This window comes from Zhaonella formicivorans, assembly GCF_004353525.1.
Taxonomy (GTDB): Bacteria; Bacillota; DUOV01; order DUOV01; family Zhaonellaceae; genus Zhaonella; species Zhaonella formicivorans.
Map to the genome: position 1 here is coordinate 2424571 of NZ_CP085524.1, position 16044 is coordinate 2440614.

At 43.0% G+C, this 16044-nt stretch carries 17 protein-coding genes and 1 riboswitch; of the genes, 3 read left to right on the top strand and 14 right to left on the bottom strand.

The features are described 5' to 3' along the window. Positions 1-221: 221 nt before the first annotated feature. Positions 222-1910 carry an ABC-ATPase domain-containing protein gene (locus tag EYS13_RS11825; RefSeq protein ID WP_227762809.1) on the top strand — a complete coding sequence of 563 codons (1689 nt, stop codon included), beginning with the start codon at positions 222-224 and terminating at the stop codon, positions 1908-1910. A 240-nt stretch (positions 1911-2150) separates the two neighbouring features. On the opposite strand, the gene EYS13_RS11830 is transcribed toward EYS13_RS11825, so the two are convergent. Together EYS13_RS11830 and EYS13_RS11835 are read right to left on the bottom strand one after the other, a co-directional pair. Beyond that, on the bottom strand, positions 2151-3368 hold the full coding sequence (locus EYS13_RS11830) for a cation:proton antiporter (protein ID WP_227762811.1): 1218 nt from the start codon (positions 3366-3368) through the stop codon (positions 2151-2153). A gap of 2 nt (positions 3369-3370) precedes the next feature. After that, positions 3371-3868 (bottom strand): cation:proton antiporter regulatory subunit, encoded by a 498-nt coding sequence (locus tag EYS13_RS11835; RefSeq protein WP_227762814.1) that lies wholly within the window; start codon positions 3866-3868, stop codon positions 3371-3373. A 428-nt stretch (positions 3869-4296) separates the two neighbouring features. On the opposite strand from EYS13_RS11835, the gene EYS13_RS11840 reads away from it, so the two are divergent. After that, positions 4297-4803, top strand: a complete 507-nt coding sequence (locus tag EYS13_RS11840) for a QueT transporter family protein (RefSeq protein WP_227762816.1) — start codon at positions 4297-4299, stop codon at positions 4801-4803. A gap of 17 nt (positions 4804-4820) precedes the next feature. After that, the gene (queF, locus tag EYS13_RS11845; RefSeq protein WP_227762818.1) at positions 4821-5321 is read left to right on the top strand and encodes a preQ(1) synthase; all 501 of its coding nucleotides are present in this window, start codon (positions 4821-4823) and stop codon (positions 5319-5321) included. Positions 5322-5570: 249 nt separating this feature from the next. On the opposite strand, the gene EYS13_RS11850 is transcribed toward queF, so the two are convergent. The 12 genes from EYS13_RS11850 to darT form a co-directional block, all read right to left on the bottom strand. Further along, the gene (locus EYS13_RS11850) at positions 5571-6245 is read right to left on the bottom strand and encodes an ABC transporter ATP-binding protein (RefSeq protein WP_227762820.1); all 675 of its coding nucleotides are present in this window, start codon (positions 6243-6245) and stop codon (positions 5571-5573) included. Continuing rightward, entirely contained in the window at positions 6245-7894 is a 1650-nt protein-coding gene (locus tag EYS13_RS11855) for an ABC transporter permease (protein WP_227762822.1), read from the bottom strand. The genes EYS13_RS11850 and EYS13_RS11855 overlap by 1 nt, the downstream gene beginning before the upstream one ends. Before the next feature lie 123 nt (positions 7895-8017). Further along, a complete protein-coding gene (locus tag EYS13_RS11860) occupies positions 8018-9106 on the bottom strand; it encodes a Fe(3+) ABC transporter substrate-binding protein (protein WP_227762824.1) in 1089 nt (362 codons plus the stop codon). Positions 9107-9291: 185 nt separating this feature from the next. Further along, complete coding sequence (locus EYS13_RS11865; RefSeq protein ID WP_227762826.1) at positions 9292-9945, bottom strand: HD-GYP domain-containing protein; 654 nt, start codon at positions 9943-9945, stop codon at positions 9292-9294. A gap of 12 nt (positions 9946-9957) precedes the next feature. Beyond that, positions 9958-10042, bottom strand: a riboswitch (cyclic di-GMP riboswitch). 389 nt (positions 10043-10431) lie between these two features. Further along, positions 10432-10758: a type II toxin-antitoxin system PemK/MazF family toxin gene (locus EYS13_RS11870; RefSeq protein WP_227762828.1), complete on the bottom strand. Its 327-nt coding sequence runs from the start codon at positions 10756-10758 to the stop codon at positions 10432-10434. Next, complete coding sequence (locus EYS13_RS11875) at positions 10751-10948, bottom strand: DUF2281 domain-containing protein (RefSeq protein ID WP_227762830.1); 198 nt, start codon at positions 10946-10948, stop codon at positions 10751-10753. The genes EYS13_RS11870 and EYS13_RS11875 overlap by 8 nt, the downstream gene beginning before the upstream one ends. Before the next feature lie 151 nt (positions 10949-11099). Then, on the bottom strand, positions 11100-11579 hold the full coding sequence (gene rlmH / locus EYS13_RS11880; protein WP_227762832.1) for a 23S rRNA (pseudouridine(1915)-N(3))-methyltransferase RlmH: 480 nt from the start codon (positions 11577-11579) through the stop codon (positions 11100-11102). Between the two features lie 768 nt (positions 11580-12347). Further along, on the bottom strand, positions 12348-13202 hold the full coding sequence (locus EYS13_RS11885; RefSeq protein WP_227762833.1) for a DUF6544 family protein: 855 nt from the start codon (positions 13200-13202) through the stop codon (positions 12348-12350). A 122-nt stretch (positions 13203-13324) separates the two neighbouring features. Continuing rightward, the gene (locus EYS13_RS11890; protein ID WP_227762835.1) at positions 13325-13798 is read right to left on the bottom strand and encodes a flavodoxin domain-containing protein; all 474 of its coding nucleotides are present in this window, start codon (positions 13796-13798) and stop codon (positions 13325-13327) included. Positions 13799-13820: 22 nt separating this feature from the next. After that, complete coding sequence (locus EYS13_RS11895; protein WP_227762844.1) at positions 13821-14240, bottom strand: hypothetical protein; 420 nt, start codon at positions 14238-14240, stop codon at positions 13821-13823. Further along, positions 14209-15270, bottom strand: coding sequence for a type II toxin-antitoxin system antitoxin DNA ADP-ribosyl glycohydrolase DarG (gene darG / locus EYS13_RS11900; RefSeq protein ID WP_423055347.1), 1062 nt, complete (start codon positions 15268-15270; stop codon positions 14209-14211). Before darG ends, EYS13_RS11895 begins: the two co-directional genes overlap by 32 nt. 21 nt (positions 15271-15291) lie before the next feature. Continuing rightward, a complete protein-coding gene (darT, locus tag EYS13_RS11905; RefSeq protein WP_227762848.1) occupies positions 15292-15948 on the bottom strand; it encodes a type II toxin-antitoxin system toxin DNA ADP-ribosyl transferase DarT in 657 nt (218 codons plus the stop codon). Between the last annotated feature and the right edge of the window lie 96 nt (positions 15949-16044).

Consider the following 16044-nt stretch of genomic DNA (forward strand, 5'->3'; position numbering starts at 1 on the left):
CAAAATTGTTCGTCAAGATTAATAATTTATCTTAGGAAAGCATTTCCGCCCAGCAATCATTTCTTTTTACTCCAATCCCGCACTGTTGGTACTATTGACCATGTACAATCGCAAATTCACGGGAATTTACCGGCTAAAGCACGCTGAGGTTTACAGCGCAGTCTGTTTTGCTACAATAATGAATATACTGCAATTCCATTTATGCGTCAGGAGGGCCTTCTTTGGAACAGTTACGAAAAAAACTGCTGGAAATTGACGGCAAAGGATATAAAGCATATAAGGATATTCAGGGTACATATCAAGGAAAAGGCATGAAGCTCCACATCGATTATGTGCAGGGCGACCCTTTTGCCAGCCCTTCCCGGATCAGGGTGGAACTGCCCAATACCTACCGGCAGGACTGGTACCACCCCAAGTGGCGGAAAATCGCCTTTGAGGATTTTCTTGCCCGGGAAACGGCTAAAATGGTCCGCTCACGGCCAACCGACAGAAAAGGTTCCGGCAAAAGCGGCTTAATTTTGATTGATACTCCTGGACAGGAAGTAATCCCGCGAACCGCAGTCAAAATATCTGCGCAAAGCATCGAGGTGCGTTTATCGGTGGGACTTCCCGCCGACGGCAGAAGAGTGCTGGGCAAACAGGCCGCCCAGCTGCTGTGCGATGCCGTGCCCGCAATAGTGCTGCAGGCAGTTTTGCAATTTGACCACCGGTCTCTGGTTAAACACCTGGAACTGGCAGACCGGCAGGAAACTATCCGGCAGTACCTGGATGAGCACGGCTACGTGTGCTTTATAGCCAACGGCTCGGTTTTACCCCGGGCCAGCGGTATAAGCAACTTGCCTTTAAAAGGAAACGTCATACCATTTCAATCTCCGCCTTCCCTGGAAATTGAAATCCCGGTCCCCCACGGCGGTACCATCAGGGGCATGGCTATACCCAGGGGAATTACTCTGATAGTGGGAGGAGGGTATCACGGCAAGAGCACTCTGCTAAAGGCGGTTGAGCGGGGCATCTATAACCATATCGGCGGCGACGGGCGGGAATACGTGCTTACCAATAGTACAGCATATAAAGTACGGGCAGAAGACGGACGCCGGGTGGAAAAGGTGAACATTTCGCCGTTTATCGCCAACCTGCCTTTTGGCAAGGACACAGTCCGGTTCTCCACCGATGACGCCAGCGGCAGTACTTCCCAAGCGGCTAACATCATGGAAGCATTGGAAGCGGGCAGCCAGGTATTGCTCATCGATGAGGATACCAGCGCCACCAACTTTATGATCCGCGATGTGCGGATGCAGGAACTGGTGGGCAAAGATAAAGAACCCATCACCCCTTTTATCGACAAAGTCAGACAGCTGTATGAGGACTACAAAGTTTCTACTATTTTGGTCTTGGGAGGATCAGGGGATTACTTTGATGTGGCCGACCATGTGATCATGATGGATGAATACAGGCCGGTAGATGTGACCGAGAGAGCAAAGAAAATCGCGGAAATGATTAAATATGACCGCAAAAAAGAAGGCGGAGAAGGATTTGGTCAAATTGCAGAGCGCGTCATTAAAAAGCAGAGTTTTAATGCCCATCGGGGCAATAAGGAAAAAATCGATGCCAAGGGACTTAGCACCATTATCTACGGGACGGATAGCATCGATCTGTCTTATGTGGAACAACTGGTAGACCCCGGCCAGACCCGGGCTATAGCCTGGATGATAAAATTCTTAGCCGACAAATTAGCCGATGAAACTACCCCGCTGCCCCAACTCCTGGACAGGCTGTACAGGCAGGTAGAAGAAAAGGGGCTGGAAGTGATATCGCCGTACTTCGGGAAACATCCCGGCGACCTGGCGCTGCCCAGAAAATTGGAGCTGGCGGCGGCCATCAACCGCCTGCGCACCTTACAAGTTAAATAAGTCAGGGAAATCCCTGACTTATTAAGCTGCCTTTTTTCCAATTCCTCAACTATGCTCAGGTACTTCTGCTGCACGCCCGTTTTTTCCGCGTCGGCTTCGATTTCCCTGGCTTCCTTTTCCAGCAGTTCCTTGCTTCCGTGGGAGAGCTGTTTTTCGGCAAATTGGTAAATGGCGGTATCTTCTTTGTCAATATGGTCCCCAATCAGCATATCTTTGGTAATCAATGTCGAATTTCGCCGGTCATCTATCATAATGAATCGCCCTGCTATTCGCCTCCCACTTTATAAAGCGGCTTAATAACTTGGAAATTTTCTTTGATTCTTTGGTTAACAGAGGGCCTAAAATCGCCAGGATAAGCACGTACAATGCTATGAAGGGTTGTAAAAACGGCAGCAGACCTCCTTGTTTGGCCAGCTTGGCCAGAATAATAGAAAACTCTCCGCGAGAAGTAATCGTTAGTCCTATATTGGCAGAAGCCCGTAGTGACAAACCTGCACTGCGACCGGATAACAATCCTGCCACAAAATTGCCGAGCAAAGTCAGAATTACAGCTATAATTGCAGGCCCCACGGCTCCCCCCAGAGTGAGAGGATCAATGCTCAGACCGAAACTGAAGAAAAAAATTGCACCAAAAAAGTCACGAAAGGGAACTACTAAGCGTTCAATCCGCTGCACATGCCGGGTCTCGGCCAGCACAAGGCCCGTCAACAAAGCTCCAATTGCCTCAGCAATATGCAGGGTCTCGGAAAAACCCGCAACGAGCGTAATAAGGGAAAATAAGGCCAAAAGAAACAGTTCGTCTGAGGGTAGGTCCAACAGGTAATTTAGAACACTTACAGCTTTACGCCCTACTATAATTAACCCCAGCATAAAACCCAAAGCCACCAAAGTAGCACCGGTAACCTTGCCAAAGGAAGTGGCCCCGGTTAAAACGATTCCGGACACTATGGAAAGGTAAACCGCAACAAAGACATCCTGGAACATCATTAACCCCAAAATGATTTCTGTATCAGGGTTGGCAGTACGTTTTAAATCCACAATCATTTTAGCAACTATGGCACTGGAAGATATGGTAGTAACCCCCGCAGCAACCAATGTCTCCCGCAAGGGCCATCCTAAATACAGTGGAAAGCCTATGCCCAGGGTGAGGTTGATGGCCATGTATATTATTCCACTGGTTAAAATAGTTCTTCCTGCCTTTAATAATCTGCTTACAGAGAACTCCAACCCAAGATAAAAAAGTAAAAACAACACGCCCAGCCTTCCCATAAAATCTATCAAGGGAGCACTTGCAATGAACCGAAAGTCTATCACACCAAGGTGAGGGGCATGGGGACCAACGAGCATACCTACCAGAATCAAGAGTGGAACAATTGAGAACTTTAAGTTGGATGCCAAGAGCCCTGCAGCAGCCATTAAAGCTAAAGCAAAGCCTATCTCAAGCACAATATGTTCCATTTTTATACGCTCCCGCTTTTAATCAGCTTTTTACAAGCCTTGATCTGCTCCTTTTCTCCTATAACCACAATAGTTGCTCCCTCGTTAATAACACGTTCCGGTCCGGGGTTAATCACCTTGCTATGATCTTTTTCGATAATCGCAATGATGGTAGCCCCTGTTGTTTTGCGCACCTGAGCTTCGCCTATGGTTTTTCCTATGCAGGGCAGTCCCGGCTCAATCTTGTACCACTCGATGACCATGTCATCCAGGGCAACTTCTATATTTTCCAAAGACTTGGGCTTATAAATTATTCCGCCTAAAATGGCAGCAACTTGACGGGCCTCGTTGTCATCCAAGCTGATCATAGAGATGCTGTCTTCGGGATCGTCGTGATCAAAATGGTACATCTCACGCCTCCCGTCATCATGAATGATAATAACCAACTTATCGCCGGAGCGGGTGATTATTTGGAATTTTTGACCAATTCCGGGCAATTCGGATTCGTGAATACTAAACATTATTGTTTCAACCTCCGTTCATAGCTAAATTCCTTAATCCCGTGAACTCTAACAATAATTTTAGCATACGTTCATGCAGAAAGGAAAATGCCACCGACCCTCACCGCCTCTTAGCGCATAAGACGCAAATATTGGTGTACAACTTGCTTGTAAATACCGGCAAGATAAAAATTTGCTTTGTCTTTAGCTCAAAAAAATTATATAATGATAAAAAATAAAATAAGACAGTTCGGAACCATCCTGTCTCTAAACAAAACTACGGGCTTAGACTATCAAAAGGTAGTCTGTTTTGTAATGGAGCGCTTGCGCCCTTTGCCTGATTCAGGGTTCAAAACAGACTGCCTTTTCTCTTAGTCAATATGTAAGGGTGGTCATGCCCTTTTTTTATTGCGTTTTTTTATGAGCACAAATTACCAGGAGGTTTTGGCATGCAGGCAAAAGGTAACCCAATGATTAAAAAGAGTGCATTCTCTGCTAAACAAATTGCCATATCAGGTGTGGTAATGGCAGTTTATATTGTCCTGATGTATTTGACCCAAAGCTTTGCTTTTGGGCAATATCAAATAAGAATAGCAACCTCACTATACGCCCTTAGCGCTGTTTATCCATTTTTAATTGTTCCTCTGGCAATAAGCAACCTCCTTAGCAATGCATTGCTGGGCGGGCTCGGAATGCCTGACATGATAGGGGGGTTCCTGGTCGGACTGATCACCAGTACTGCTGTTTATCTGATTAAAAAGTTTAATCTAAACGAACGGCTTATTGCTTTGCCCATAATATTCGGTCCGGGATTAATTGTCCCTATTTGGCTCTCTGTTCTTATCGATGTCCCTTACAGGATACTGGCTGCAAGCATCTGTATCGGACAAATTATACCCGGAATTGTCGGGGTTATCCTTGTGAAGCACTTACAAAACAAAATCCGGGAAAATTAATTACTAAAGGAGGAATTATGGTGGCTGGAAGAACGGATCAGGAATTAGAAGGTATAACTTTATTGGGCAACCAGGGCACAAAATATAAATATGACTACGACCCGTCTGTCTTAGAAACGTTTGTAAATAAGCATCAAGACAATGATTATTTTGTAAAGTTTAATTGCCCCGAATTCACCAGCCTTTGTCCTAAAACCGGACAGCCCGATTTTGCAACTATTTATATCTCTTATGTGCCCGATAAACTGATGGTGGAAAGCAAATCTCTGAAGCTCTACCTGCTAAGCTTTCGAAATCACGGAGACTTCCATGAAGACTGTATTAACATCATCATGAAAGATTTAATCAAGCTGTTGGACCCGAAATACATTGAGGTATGGGGCAAGTTCACCCCACGGGGCGGAATTTCCATTGACCCGTTTTGCAACTATGGCAAAGAAGGTACTAAGTGGAAAGAAGTTGCAGAAAACAGACTTTTTTATCACGATATGTACCCGGAAAAAATAGATAACAGATAACACCAGTTTGTAGACAAAGCCCGCTTGTATTATTTCGAACAGCGGTCAGGGGACACACCTCTTATGCATGTTGTTCCCCTTTGCTGAGGAATGTCCCCAATTAAGCTCGCACGCGTTGACCTTTGGCAAAGCTGCAAACCCAGAGCGAAACAAGTCCCGCTCCATAATACATGCGGGCTGATAATAGTTTGTCGACGGTCTGAAATGCCTCCCTTTTTTACAGGGAGGCATTGGAGCAATACCGGGACATTAGCAGATTTCAGGGCATCCATTTTGCACGATCTCCCCCCTTTGCAGGATGACTGCGCGGTCTGCCAGCGCTTGCGCGTCATCCCGGTCGTGGGTAACAAAAATGGTAGTTGTCCCGGTTGTTTTTAAAATAATTTTCAATTCATCCCGGATTTTGGCCTCTAAATCTTTGTCCAGGTTGCTGAAGGGCTCATCCAACAGCAATAAGGAAGGCCGCGGTGCCAAAGCCCGGGCCAGGGCCACCCTTTGCTGCTGGCCGCCGCTTAGCTCGTACGGGTACCTGGTTTTATATTCGCTTAAATTCACCAGGTTCAAGACTTCTTCCAGCCTTTCAGCTTTTTCCCGGCTGTTCATTTTCTTTAAGCCAAACTTGACGTTTCCTTCCACGGTCAGATGGGGAAACAGGGCATAGTCCTGGAAAACCATTCCCACACCCCGTTTCTCCGGCTCAACGAAAATGCTGTCATCGACCATGATCTTATCCCCGATTTTAATCATGCCGCCGGTGGGTACTTCCAGCCCGGCAACCAGCCTGAGGATAGTGCTCTTGCCGCTGCCGCTCTCTCCTAAGATGGATATTATCTCTCCTTCTGCGATTTGCAGGTTAAAATTTTTTATAACTTCCTCACTGGAATTCTTATATTTAAATTTTAACCCTTTAATCTCAACGTACATTATCGCTCCCCCCTGTCTACCACTTGATTGAAAAAATAAATTGAAACAGCACTTATGAAAATAATAATCAGCGAAGGGATGGAGGCTTCACGGATCATTTCGTCATTTGCATACTGGTAGACTTTAGTCGCCAGCGTATCATAATTAAAGGGTCTTAAGAGCAAAGTCAGGGGTAATTCCTTCATTATATCTACTAAGACTAAAATAAAGCCGCTGACAATGGCCGGTCTGATCATTTTCACATCTATCTTAAAAAAAGTCTCAGTTACTGACATGCCGAGCATCCTGGAAGCCTCGAAAAACCTCTTCCCCACTTTTTCAAATCCCGTTTCCACCGCATTAAACCCAATAGCCAGAAATCTGATTACATAAGCGAAAATAAGCATGGCCAGGCTGGTGCTGAGCACCAGTTTGGCTGAGTCCGGGTTAATCAGCCGGTAGAACCAAAATAAATTATTGTCGAGAGCCACAAAAAAGACAATGACTCCTATGGCGATTACAGCGCCGGGAATGGAATATCCCACTACCGTCAGTCTTGCACAAATTTTGCCGGCAAAGCTTTCATTCATTCTGCCGTAGTTGGCTATCACCAGGGCCACAACGGCAATTATGGCTGAGGCTAGCAGGGCTGTAAGTAAAGTATTTAGTATAAGCCTCCCGAAATCAACGCTTAAAATATTTTTATAAGTTAAAAAGGCCCAATGAATCAACTGCAGTAGGGGAATCAAAAAACCAAGGCCAAAAATTGCAAAGCTGTAAACAGAGGCCAGCGCCGCTTTTGCACCCTTTAACCTGATCCTGGATATGGGCCTGACTTTGGCAGTGGTATAGCTGTATTTTCTTCTGCCCCTTAAAACCCTTTCCAGCAGCAAAACGCCAAAAACCACAAGCAGCAAAAGGGCAGACAGCTTAATGGAACTTTCTACATCTCCCAACCCAAACCAGGTCTTGAAAATTGCTGTACTGAAAGTGGTGACTCCAAAATACTGGACAACACCGTAATCATTTAATACTTCCAGGATAACTAAGCTGGCCCCGCCGACAATTGCAGCCCTGGATACAGGAAGAATTACAAATAAAAAAATTTCCATGGGACTTCTGCCCAATACCCTGGCATTTTCTATCAAGGAAGCGGACTGTTTTTCCAAAAAATCCCTGGTAATTGTGTAAACGTAAGGGAACAAAAACATGGTAAAAATAAATATTGCCCCTTCAACGGACATAAGATCAACATACTTTTGATTAAGATGTATATTAAATTCATTTCTCAAGAAAGTTTGGATCACCCCGGTATAATTCAGCAAACCGTTATAGGTATATGCTGCAATGTACGGCGGGATGGCCAGAGGCAAAATCAAGCCCCATTTGAGAAAGGACCTAAGGGGAAAATCATAGACCGCCACCAACCAGGCCAGGCTGATGCCGCAAAGAACCGAAAACAGCCCGGTAAAAGAAACAAGCAGCAATGTGTTGGTTACATATTCTTGCAGCAGGAACCTCTTAATATGAATCCAATTCTCATTTGGTGCCTTAAAAACATTAATAAGAATATTCAAGTTCGGGAGCAAAAGCAAAATCACAAAAACAATGCTCAGGACGGACCAGGAATTAAGTGCTAATCTAAACTGCCTGATCTTTATTACAAACACCCCTTTCCAACGTTTATAGAGCCAAGTCAGGTAAACTTTAGGCCTAAAGGAAACAATTGGCCGGCGATTTTGCAAAAAGCAGCCTAAAAGGCTGCTTCAGCTTGTAGACAAAGCCCGAAGATGTTATTTCCAACCAACTTCATCAAATATTTTCACGGCTTGGCTGTTCAATTCACCCAGTTTGGAAAGGTTGATATTTTGGGTCTTGAACTCGCCCCATGATTTCAAGAGCTCAGCAGGCTCCACATTGGGATTGACCGGATACTCAAAATTGCTTTCCGCAAACTGTTTTTGGGCTTTTTCACTTGCCAAGAACTCCATGAACTTAATTGCATTTTCTTTGTTTTTGGATTCTTTAGTAAGTCCTATACCGCTGACGTTAATATGGGTCCCGGCTCCATCCTGATCCGGGAAGAAAACTCCCAGGCTTTCACCTATTTTTTTCTGTTCCGGATCGGAAGAATTGAGAAGCCTTCCGAAATAATATGTATTCATGATGGCCAAATCTCCCTGTCCGGCAGCAACCGCAATGGCTTGGTCGGTATCATTTCCTTCCGGTTCCCTTGCCATGTTGGCAACTATTCCTTTGGCCCAGTTTTTAGCCCATTCCTCGCCCTTAATTGCTATAAAGGAAGCCAGCAATGACTGGTTGTAGATATTGGAGGAGGACCTTACCAGGATTTTACCTTTCCATTTAGGGTTGGTTAAATCCTCATAAGTCGACAGTTCAGAAGGTTTGACTCTGTCTTTGGAGTAAACTATAACCCTGGCCCTTACAGTCAGTCCAAACCATTGATTATCAGGGTCCCTTAAATTTTCAGGGATACTGTTTTTTAAGGTAGCGCTGTCTACAGCTTGCAGCAGCCCTTCCTCTTTTGCCCTGTATAGCCTTCCGGCATCTGCAGTAATTAGCAAGTCGGCCTCAGTGTCTTTTCCTTCTCTCTTCAGCCTTTCAATTAATTCATCGGATTTTCCTTTAACCACATTAACCTTAACACCTGTTTCTGCTGTAAAAGCTTTATAAAGCTCTTCATCAGTGTCGTAATGCCTGTCGGTATAGAGGTTTACCACTTGCTCTCCACCACCGGCGTTACTCTGTTGCTTGTTACTCCCGGTCCCATCGCCGCCCACCGAAGATGCGCAGCCCGCCAGTGCAGCTAACGAAATAACGAACAGCAGACTGATTAAAATTTTAGATAGCTTACCTTTCATTTCGTAAATACCTCCTCTTGTTATTTGAGAACGACTATCAATGTCAAATATAAACGATAATAATTTTCAAGTCAACTGTACTTTAAAAATCTTCACAAAATATTTAAAAAATATGCCAGGCCTTATTTACTGCCTGGCTTTCAACGGGATATTGGGGGTATATAAGGAGAGGAGGCCTCCACAATTCACGTAACTTCTCTAAGCATTTGGGCTGTTACGTTTATAAAATGTTTTACTAAATCCGAATCAAACTGTCTTCCGCCATTCTTTTCCAATTCTGCCCAGCAATCTTCACAAGTCTGAGTTCTACGGTATGGTCTAGGAGAGTTCATTGCATCAAAGGCATCGGCAATACAAACGATCTTAGCGCCAATAGGTATATCATTACCACATAAGCCGATATAACCATGGCCATCTATCCTTTCGTGGTGATAAGCAACAATAGGAAGCAAACCTGCACTCCATTTGTAACGAGTTAGTATCCTCACCCCAAAATGGGGATGTCTAAGAACAAGTTCCCATTCTTCCGCATTTAAAGCCCCAGGCTTATCCAGGATGATAGGTGAAATTTCTATTTTTCCTAAATCGTGAAATAATGCCCCTAAAGCAATTTCATTAACTTCGTTCTGGGTTAAACCAATTTTTTTTGCCAGTAACACAGCCAAGCGGGAAACATTTAAGGAGTGGCGAAAGGTGCTCAGGTGATGCTGTTTGATCAGCCAAGCTAATTTTATGACCTCTCTAATCTTAAACGGGCTTAAATGATCGGCTTTAAAATTAATTTCTTTAAATAATTCGGGCAGGGTTAATACCTGGAACGCAGAGTAAGTGGCTGGCAAAAAAAATCCCCCTTCGGTAGCTGGCTGCCATAGCTTTTCAGCCGTAGGCCCTATAGCTTTGCGTCGCTGTCTTTCGACAGTTTAGCCTTTATCGGGCGGTAAGCGCAGGAATATTATGCCATATACTGTTGATCTATGTCAATATTTAACCACAAACAAGAGGTTAACTTATTCTTTTTTTCAAAGTTCCTCCTTGTCCTCTGAAAGGCCCTGGCACAGCGCAGAAGGTTCTAAAAACAACTTTTTCCCAAAATCCGATGCATAGAAAAGCCGTAGGTCAAAAACGCCGTTTAGCGCTTCCTGCGGCTTATCTTTCTTCAGTATCTTTAAATTTCGCCTCATTTGTGATACGGTTCAGCGTATCAATAATTACCTCAAACACAATTTTAGTACAGAATATCGATTCAAACTTCTCCTGCCAAAAATTATAAGCTTCTTTTTCAAGAAGCCATACAGCTCAATCCTGTCAAATAATTCAAGCATATTTTATATTAACTCGTAGAGCCTTTTCTTTACAGCATCTACAATGTATTTCTTTACGGCACCAAACTTGCTAATCACGATATTTTGAGATAACGTATAAATCTTGTCCACTCTTATGCAAAAATCCACCTTTAAGGTTCCCTCGTCAAGGTCGCTACTGGTCAGCATAACAATATAATCTTTTACTGCCAGGTTCGAAGTAATTGCTGCAACCACTATATCTCCTGTTTTGCTATTATAATTATCATTGGATAAAACAAGCACAGGACGTTTTGAAGTCAAATCGCTGAAGGGTATGGGAATTAGTAATATATCACCCTGTTTATACATTTTTCCATACCTCATCATCAATATCATTGTCCCAGAAACCTATGCTGCTCTCGCTTGCACATATTAAATCCTTGAATACTTGATTGTCCTTCTTATTCTTCAAAAACATGATAAAATCAATAACTTCTGGTATTTGACTTTCTGGAATTTGGTCAATCAATTTTATTAAAATGCTTTTGGCTGTACTCATTCATACCACCTCATATATATTATACTAATTATACTATAAATAATCTGATAAAGCCGTTTCTAAACTGCATTTTCCTTCCTTATTCTTTCTGAACCCTAATAAACAGTTTATCATATCCTATTCACTACAGCTTGAACTTATGCTTCTGGCCTCACTTATGATACGGCTCACCCCGGACAATCTTAAAGGCCCGGTAAACCTGTTCCAGCAAAATCAGGCGCACCAGTTGGTGGGGGAAAGTCATGGGGGAAAGGCAGAGCAAAAAGTCGGCCTGGGAGAGCAGGCTGGGGGCCAGCCCCAAGGAACCGCCGATGAGAAAAGTGAGATCGCTTTTGCCTGCCAATGTCAGGGTGCTTATTTTTTCCGCCAGCCCTTCGGAACTGAGCATTTTCCCTTCCAAAGCCAATGCGATCACATAGGTTCCCGGCTTTAGGTTTTTGGCAATTTTCTCCCCTTCCTTTTCCCGGACCTGCAGTTCCTCGGCAGCCGAGGCATTTTCGGGGGCCGGTTCATCGGCCACTTCAACAATTTCCACTTTGGCATAAGGGCGCAGCCGTTTGAGGTACTCGGCTATTCCTTCTTTTAAGTATTTTTCTTTCAGTTTGCCAACGGCAATAATTTTAATTTGCATTCAGGTCTCCTTCGCTAGTCTCCAATGTGAACAACATTTTGGTATCCTTGCCTTGCAATTTGATTTCCCCCTTATAATAGAGATTTGGGCAAGGACTACCATCAATCTCTATTATAAGGGTTTTTTCTTGCAAAGGCATGGTATTTCCACGTTTTTGTACCGATTTTGGAGCTTGACAAACACAAACTTTATTTATGCAACTCTAGTGATGAATAATGAAAATTTGCTTGTCGGTGCAGCTAAGAAAATCAGCTTTATTCAGCTAAATAAAATGAGTCAAGGAACCGTCCCCTGACTCACCGACGGACCTCCCCGGGTAAGAACGCTGTCTTTCCCTCCATCTACCCGCCACATTTACTCTCGGCAGCCTTTAGTAGCAAGGACTTTGCTTTGATTTACAAGCTCATCCAACTGCCGCTAGCCTCTTATGTGGTTTCTGTTCGTCGGGCCGGAGGTTTGCCGCCGACTTCCTTCAGATTCTACCTCGCGGTGGACACCCTTGTCTTAAGCTACGGCTACTGCTACCTTCACCGTTCGGGACTTTCACCCGTAAGCCTTCGCCCATGCCGGGCGCACAAAATATGCCAAGCCTTATTTACTGCCTGGCTTTCAACGGGATATTGGGGGTATATAAAGAGAGGAGGTCTCCACAATTTCACGTAGCATCTCTAAGCATTTGGGCGGCTTCCAATAGCCGCATCAATTTTTCATCTATTGTGGTAACACCTGATAAAACTTTAAAGAGCTTCAAACCATATGAATAACTTATTACCTCAGTTCGGGGACATTATATTCAATTTCTTCTATATTCAGTTTAGCATAACGATAATCACCTTCAGGAAAATGCCAAATAGCTTCTCCATAAGCGGGGAGCTTCATACCCTTTATTTCCTTATACTCTGTGACCGGAGTCGACCATCTTGCTTTTTGATAAGTTTTACCTGTCGGCGAATAGAACCTATCTTCTGAGACAAAGTTTATTAATTGGCCTCGGTCATTGAAATAGAGCTCTGCGGATATTACATAACCGTTATTATTAAAATGGGCTTTTACTGTGTGTTCATTTATAACTTCCCATTTGATCCTATCGTCAATAAGACTTGCCGGTGCCAATAGACACATATCATTAAAGACTGTGACGGTTTCGCCTTGGTTCATCTCTTGCCCCTTACCATCAGCAACAGTAACTAGTCCTCCCAGTTTTATTAGCATAGAAGCAGTTGCATTTGAATAAGAATGTAAGCCAATCACCGGCAACCCGAACATCCTCATTTTTAGAAAATATATTCTGGTAGGTTGTTCAAAAAAATTGTACTGATATGTTTTGATCCGGGACCATCCTCTTTTTGGATCCGTTTTAAACTCACCCTCCATAACAACCCTCATATTCTTTACTTTTTCCTTGCCTAAAGCACCGGTGTAGATAAGGTATTTTTGCACTGCATCAGGTAGATGTTTTATATCATCCTGCGTCAGAATGTTCTCTGTCGAGCTTATTGATTGGAGGGCCATTAATATCTCTTTTTCATACGCTCTTTTTAAATCTTGAGACCTGTACAGGGATAATAAAATAACCAATACCCCTATTAAAATTAAAACTGGCAATATTAAGTGTCTCATCATAAAAAAAGCCCCCAATTTAGTTAATTACAGTACAACAAACTTTTTGCAACCACGTTTGTGCCGATATAGTCGTAAAATAGCATCCCCCCGCTGATTATCTCCTCCTTTCTTAGTAAAAAATCTTAACTTAAAGCTTGTGCAAACCTGTATATTTTCTCTGAGGAAAGATTTGAGACATCATTATCAATCTTGGATACCTTCTTTACAATCAGTCGGTCCATAAAACCCATTTTTTTGAGAACAAATTCACCGCCAAAATAATCTTTTGCACTGGCTCTGGTCAATAATTCTTCAGGAAAAGCCTCATTTAATTCTGTTTCGGCGACCACTCCTTCCCACATACAACATATAAAAAGTCCCAGTTTTATATCTTTTAAAGCTCCGGCGTGGTTTGAACAAAATTCGGCAATCTCTTTATGAATCTTGCCCATATATACTGAACCGCCAATAATCACTCTGTTATACTGAGATAAATCTACATGCTTAACTTTATTTAAATTTATTAAATCAACCTCCCCTTTAAGAAGCTCGGATAAGATTTTTGCACACTTTTCAGTTGTTCCGTACTTGGTAGCATATAAAATTAACGTTTTCATTTTATGACCCCCATTAAACTAATTAACCCCTTTTTTCGCTTGCTTTCATTAGGAACTGTATTTCTTTGTGAACAGCATGGATCATTTCGTCTAGCCCCTCAGCGTTCCGCCTCTTGATAAAAAATAAGAGCTTTCCGTGAATAGATGAACCAATCAAATTTTGCAGCAATTCAATTTCCTCATGAGCTATGATACCTTTGTCCGCACATTCTATTAATTTTTCTCTTAATAACTTGCCTACTGAAGGCTGATTTGCATTTTTCATAAGCTCTTCTGGAATTTGACCCAAATCTTCTAAAGTTCTTGAAACAAAAAAATAAACTCTATTTTCACATATCGGGTCTAACGGCGAAATTTTTTGACCCCTTGATATAAAAAAAAATGTCATCCCATCATTCGGAGACGACATTTTAGAGTTCACAGTTATCGGTTTTTCTATCAAAAAGCACATCGAAATTTTTGAGGTGTTCCCAAGCTTTTTGCACATGCTCATACTTGAATAATTCACGTTTTCGTTCATTCCATTCCTGAATACTTAGAAAAATCGTCTGCAAATCAGTGTATTTCCCCTGATTTTCGTTGGCAACCCAATGCACGGTAGAAAGCAACTCTAAACCGTACGGTGTTTCAAAGCCAAAAATGATTTTTTCCACATCCTCAAGCCTTTTTCTGCTTTCTGGCTCCGCTTGCAAAAACTCTTCTGCCTCTTGGTAGGCTTTAGGCAATAACCTGATCTGAGCATTCCTACTGCGATCACCATAACCACGTATATAATGCCCGTCCAAATTCTGAAGGACAAAATTTAGGTTTTCAGCGTAGGGTCCATATTTCCCTTTGATAAAATTCAAACGCAACGGTTCACCAACCGCTTGGAGAAAATAAGCAAGTTTCTGGATTTCGAGCAAAGAGATCCTGTATCCAGGTACTGCATATTTTTCCATTAGAGCGATGAACAAAGCCCTCGCCCTGGTCATCCTAGGCCGTTTCGTATTGAACTTCATTGCTTCATTGTCAGGACTTCCAGCAGGTACATACAAACGCACACGCACCTCTGGCAACTGAACAAAAGCCGCTTCAATCTTTGGCTTCACAACTTCCCAATCCAAACCACCGTTTCCACATCCAAGAGGGGGAATGGCAATAGATTTAATCCCTAACCGCTTGACCTCTTTGACCAGTTCATGCAATCCCAGTTCAATGTCTTTCACAAGAGCCTTGCCCCGCCAATGCCGCTTAGTCGGAAAATTGATAATATATTTGTGTTTGAATAAATTTCCTGTATAATGAATGAACATCTTACCTGGCTGCATTTCTCCCTTGCGGCATGCCTTCTGGTATTCAAGGAAATTCTGGGGAAACGCTTGCTTAAACTGAAGCGCAATCCCTTTTCCCATTACTCCAACACAATTAACGGTATTCACTAGCGCATCTGCTTCATCCTCAAGCAAGTTACCTCTTTTATACTCGATCACCATTCCACCCCCCTTTCTCTCTCAATAATACCATTCCCTCTTTACACGTATTTTAGTAGTCACTTCGCCATTCTGAAGCATTTTTCCTACTTGCTCAGCAATTTTTTCGTCATACACTGCAATCCCACTAATCAAGCTCCACGGGAAAAACTTATATACCAAAAATTCCGCCTGCCTTCTTCTGCACTTATCGTTATCATCTTCTGTATCAGCCCAAAATTTGGCCCGCATAATCTCCCAATCAATTTTACAAAGGTCAGAAATGTTATTGTAGTAATTTGACAAATACATAATTGCGTGCCCATCAGTGAAGACAAAAGGCAAGCCCGCTTCTTCCACTTTTTGTACGGTGGATACCAAGTAAACAATAGGGTGTTGACCGCCACCATAACCATCTACATTCCCTCTATAAATACTATACAGCATGGGAGACCTAGGTGCAAAATAAAACGGCACATAGTCATGAACTGCTCCATAAGGAGGTAAAGGGACAGGAAAGATGTGGCGCCGATCCTGAATGCTTCGGTGAGCAATATTAACATGCCTGTCTGTTGCTCCGCTTGAACATGCAAAAAGGCCACCTTTCTCAATAATCGAAGGCAGATTATCAATATGAGTGATGTGGTAAATATTCGTAGGAACAGGGACCACACAAACCACATCCTTTTTGGAAGGCAATCACAAAGCTTCACTTTATGAAAAACAATACCTTTTTGAAAAAATTAATTTAGCAAATTGTACTCCTTCTAATGCAAATCTCCGTTAAATGCTTAT

Bases quoted from the DNA above. Each gene is read 5' to 3' on its own strand.
- EYS13_RS11835 (WP_227762814.1), bottom strand. From the start codon at position 3,868: ATGTTTAGTATTCACGAATCCGAATTGCCCGGAATTGGTCAAAAATTC.
- EYS13_RS11860 (WP_227762824.1), bottom strand. From the start codon at position 9,106: ATGAAAGGTAAGCTATCTAAAATTTTAATCAGTCTGCTGTTCGTTATT.
- rlmH (WP_227762832.1), bottom strand. From the start codon at position 11,579: ATGCAAATTAAAATTATTGCCGTTGGCAAACTGAAAGAAAAATACTTA.
- EYS13_RS11840 (WP_227762816.1), top strand. From the start codon at position 4,297: ATGCAGGCAAAAGGTAACCCAATGATTAAAAAGAGTGCATTCTCTGCT.
- queF (WP_227762818.1), top strand. From the start codon at position 4,821: ATGGTGGCTGGAAGAACGGATCAGGAATTAGAAGGTATAACTTTATTG.
- EYS13_RS11830 (WP_227762811.1), bottom strand. From the start codon at position 3,368: ATGGAACATATTGTGCTTGAGATAGGCTTTGCTTTAGCTTTAATGGCT.
- EYS13_RS11875 (WP_227762830.1), bottom strand. From the start codon at position 10,948: ATGAGTACAGCCAAAAGCATTTTAATAAAATTGATTGACCAAATTCCA.
- EYS13_RS11870 (WP_227762828.1), bottom strand. From the start codon at position 10,758: ATGTATAAACAGGGTGATATATTACTAATTCCCATACCCTTCAGCGAT.
- EYS13_RS11850 (WP_227762820.1), bottom strand. From the start codon at position 6,245: ATGTACGTTGAGATTAAAGGGTTAAAATTTAAATATAAGAATTCCAGT.
- EYS13_RS11890 (WP_227762835.1), bottom strand. From the start codon at position 13,798: ATGAAAACGTTAATTTTATATGCTACCAAGTACGGAACAACTGAAAAG.
- EYS13_RS11885 (WP_227762833.1), bottom strand. From the start codon at position 13,202: ATGATGAGACACTTAATATTGCCAGTTTTAATTTTAATAGGGGTATTG.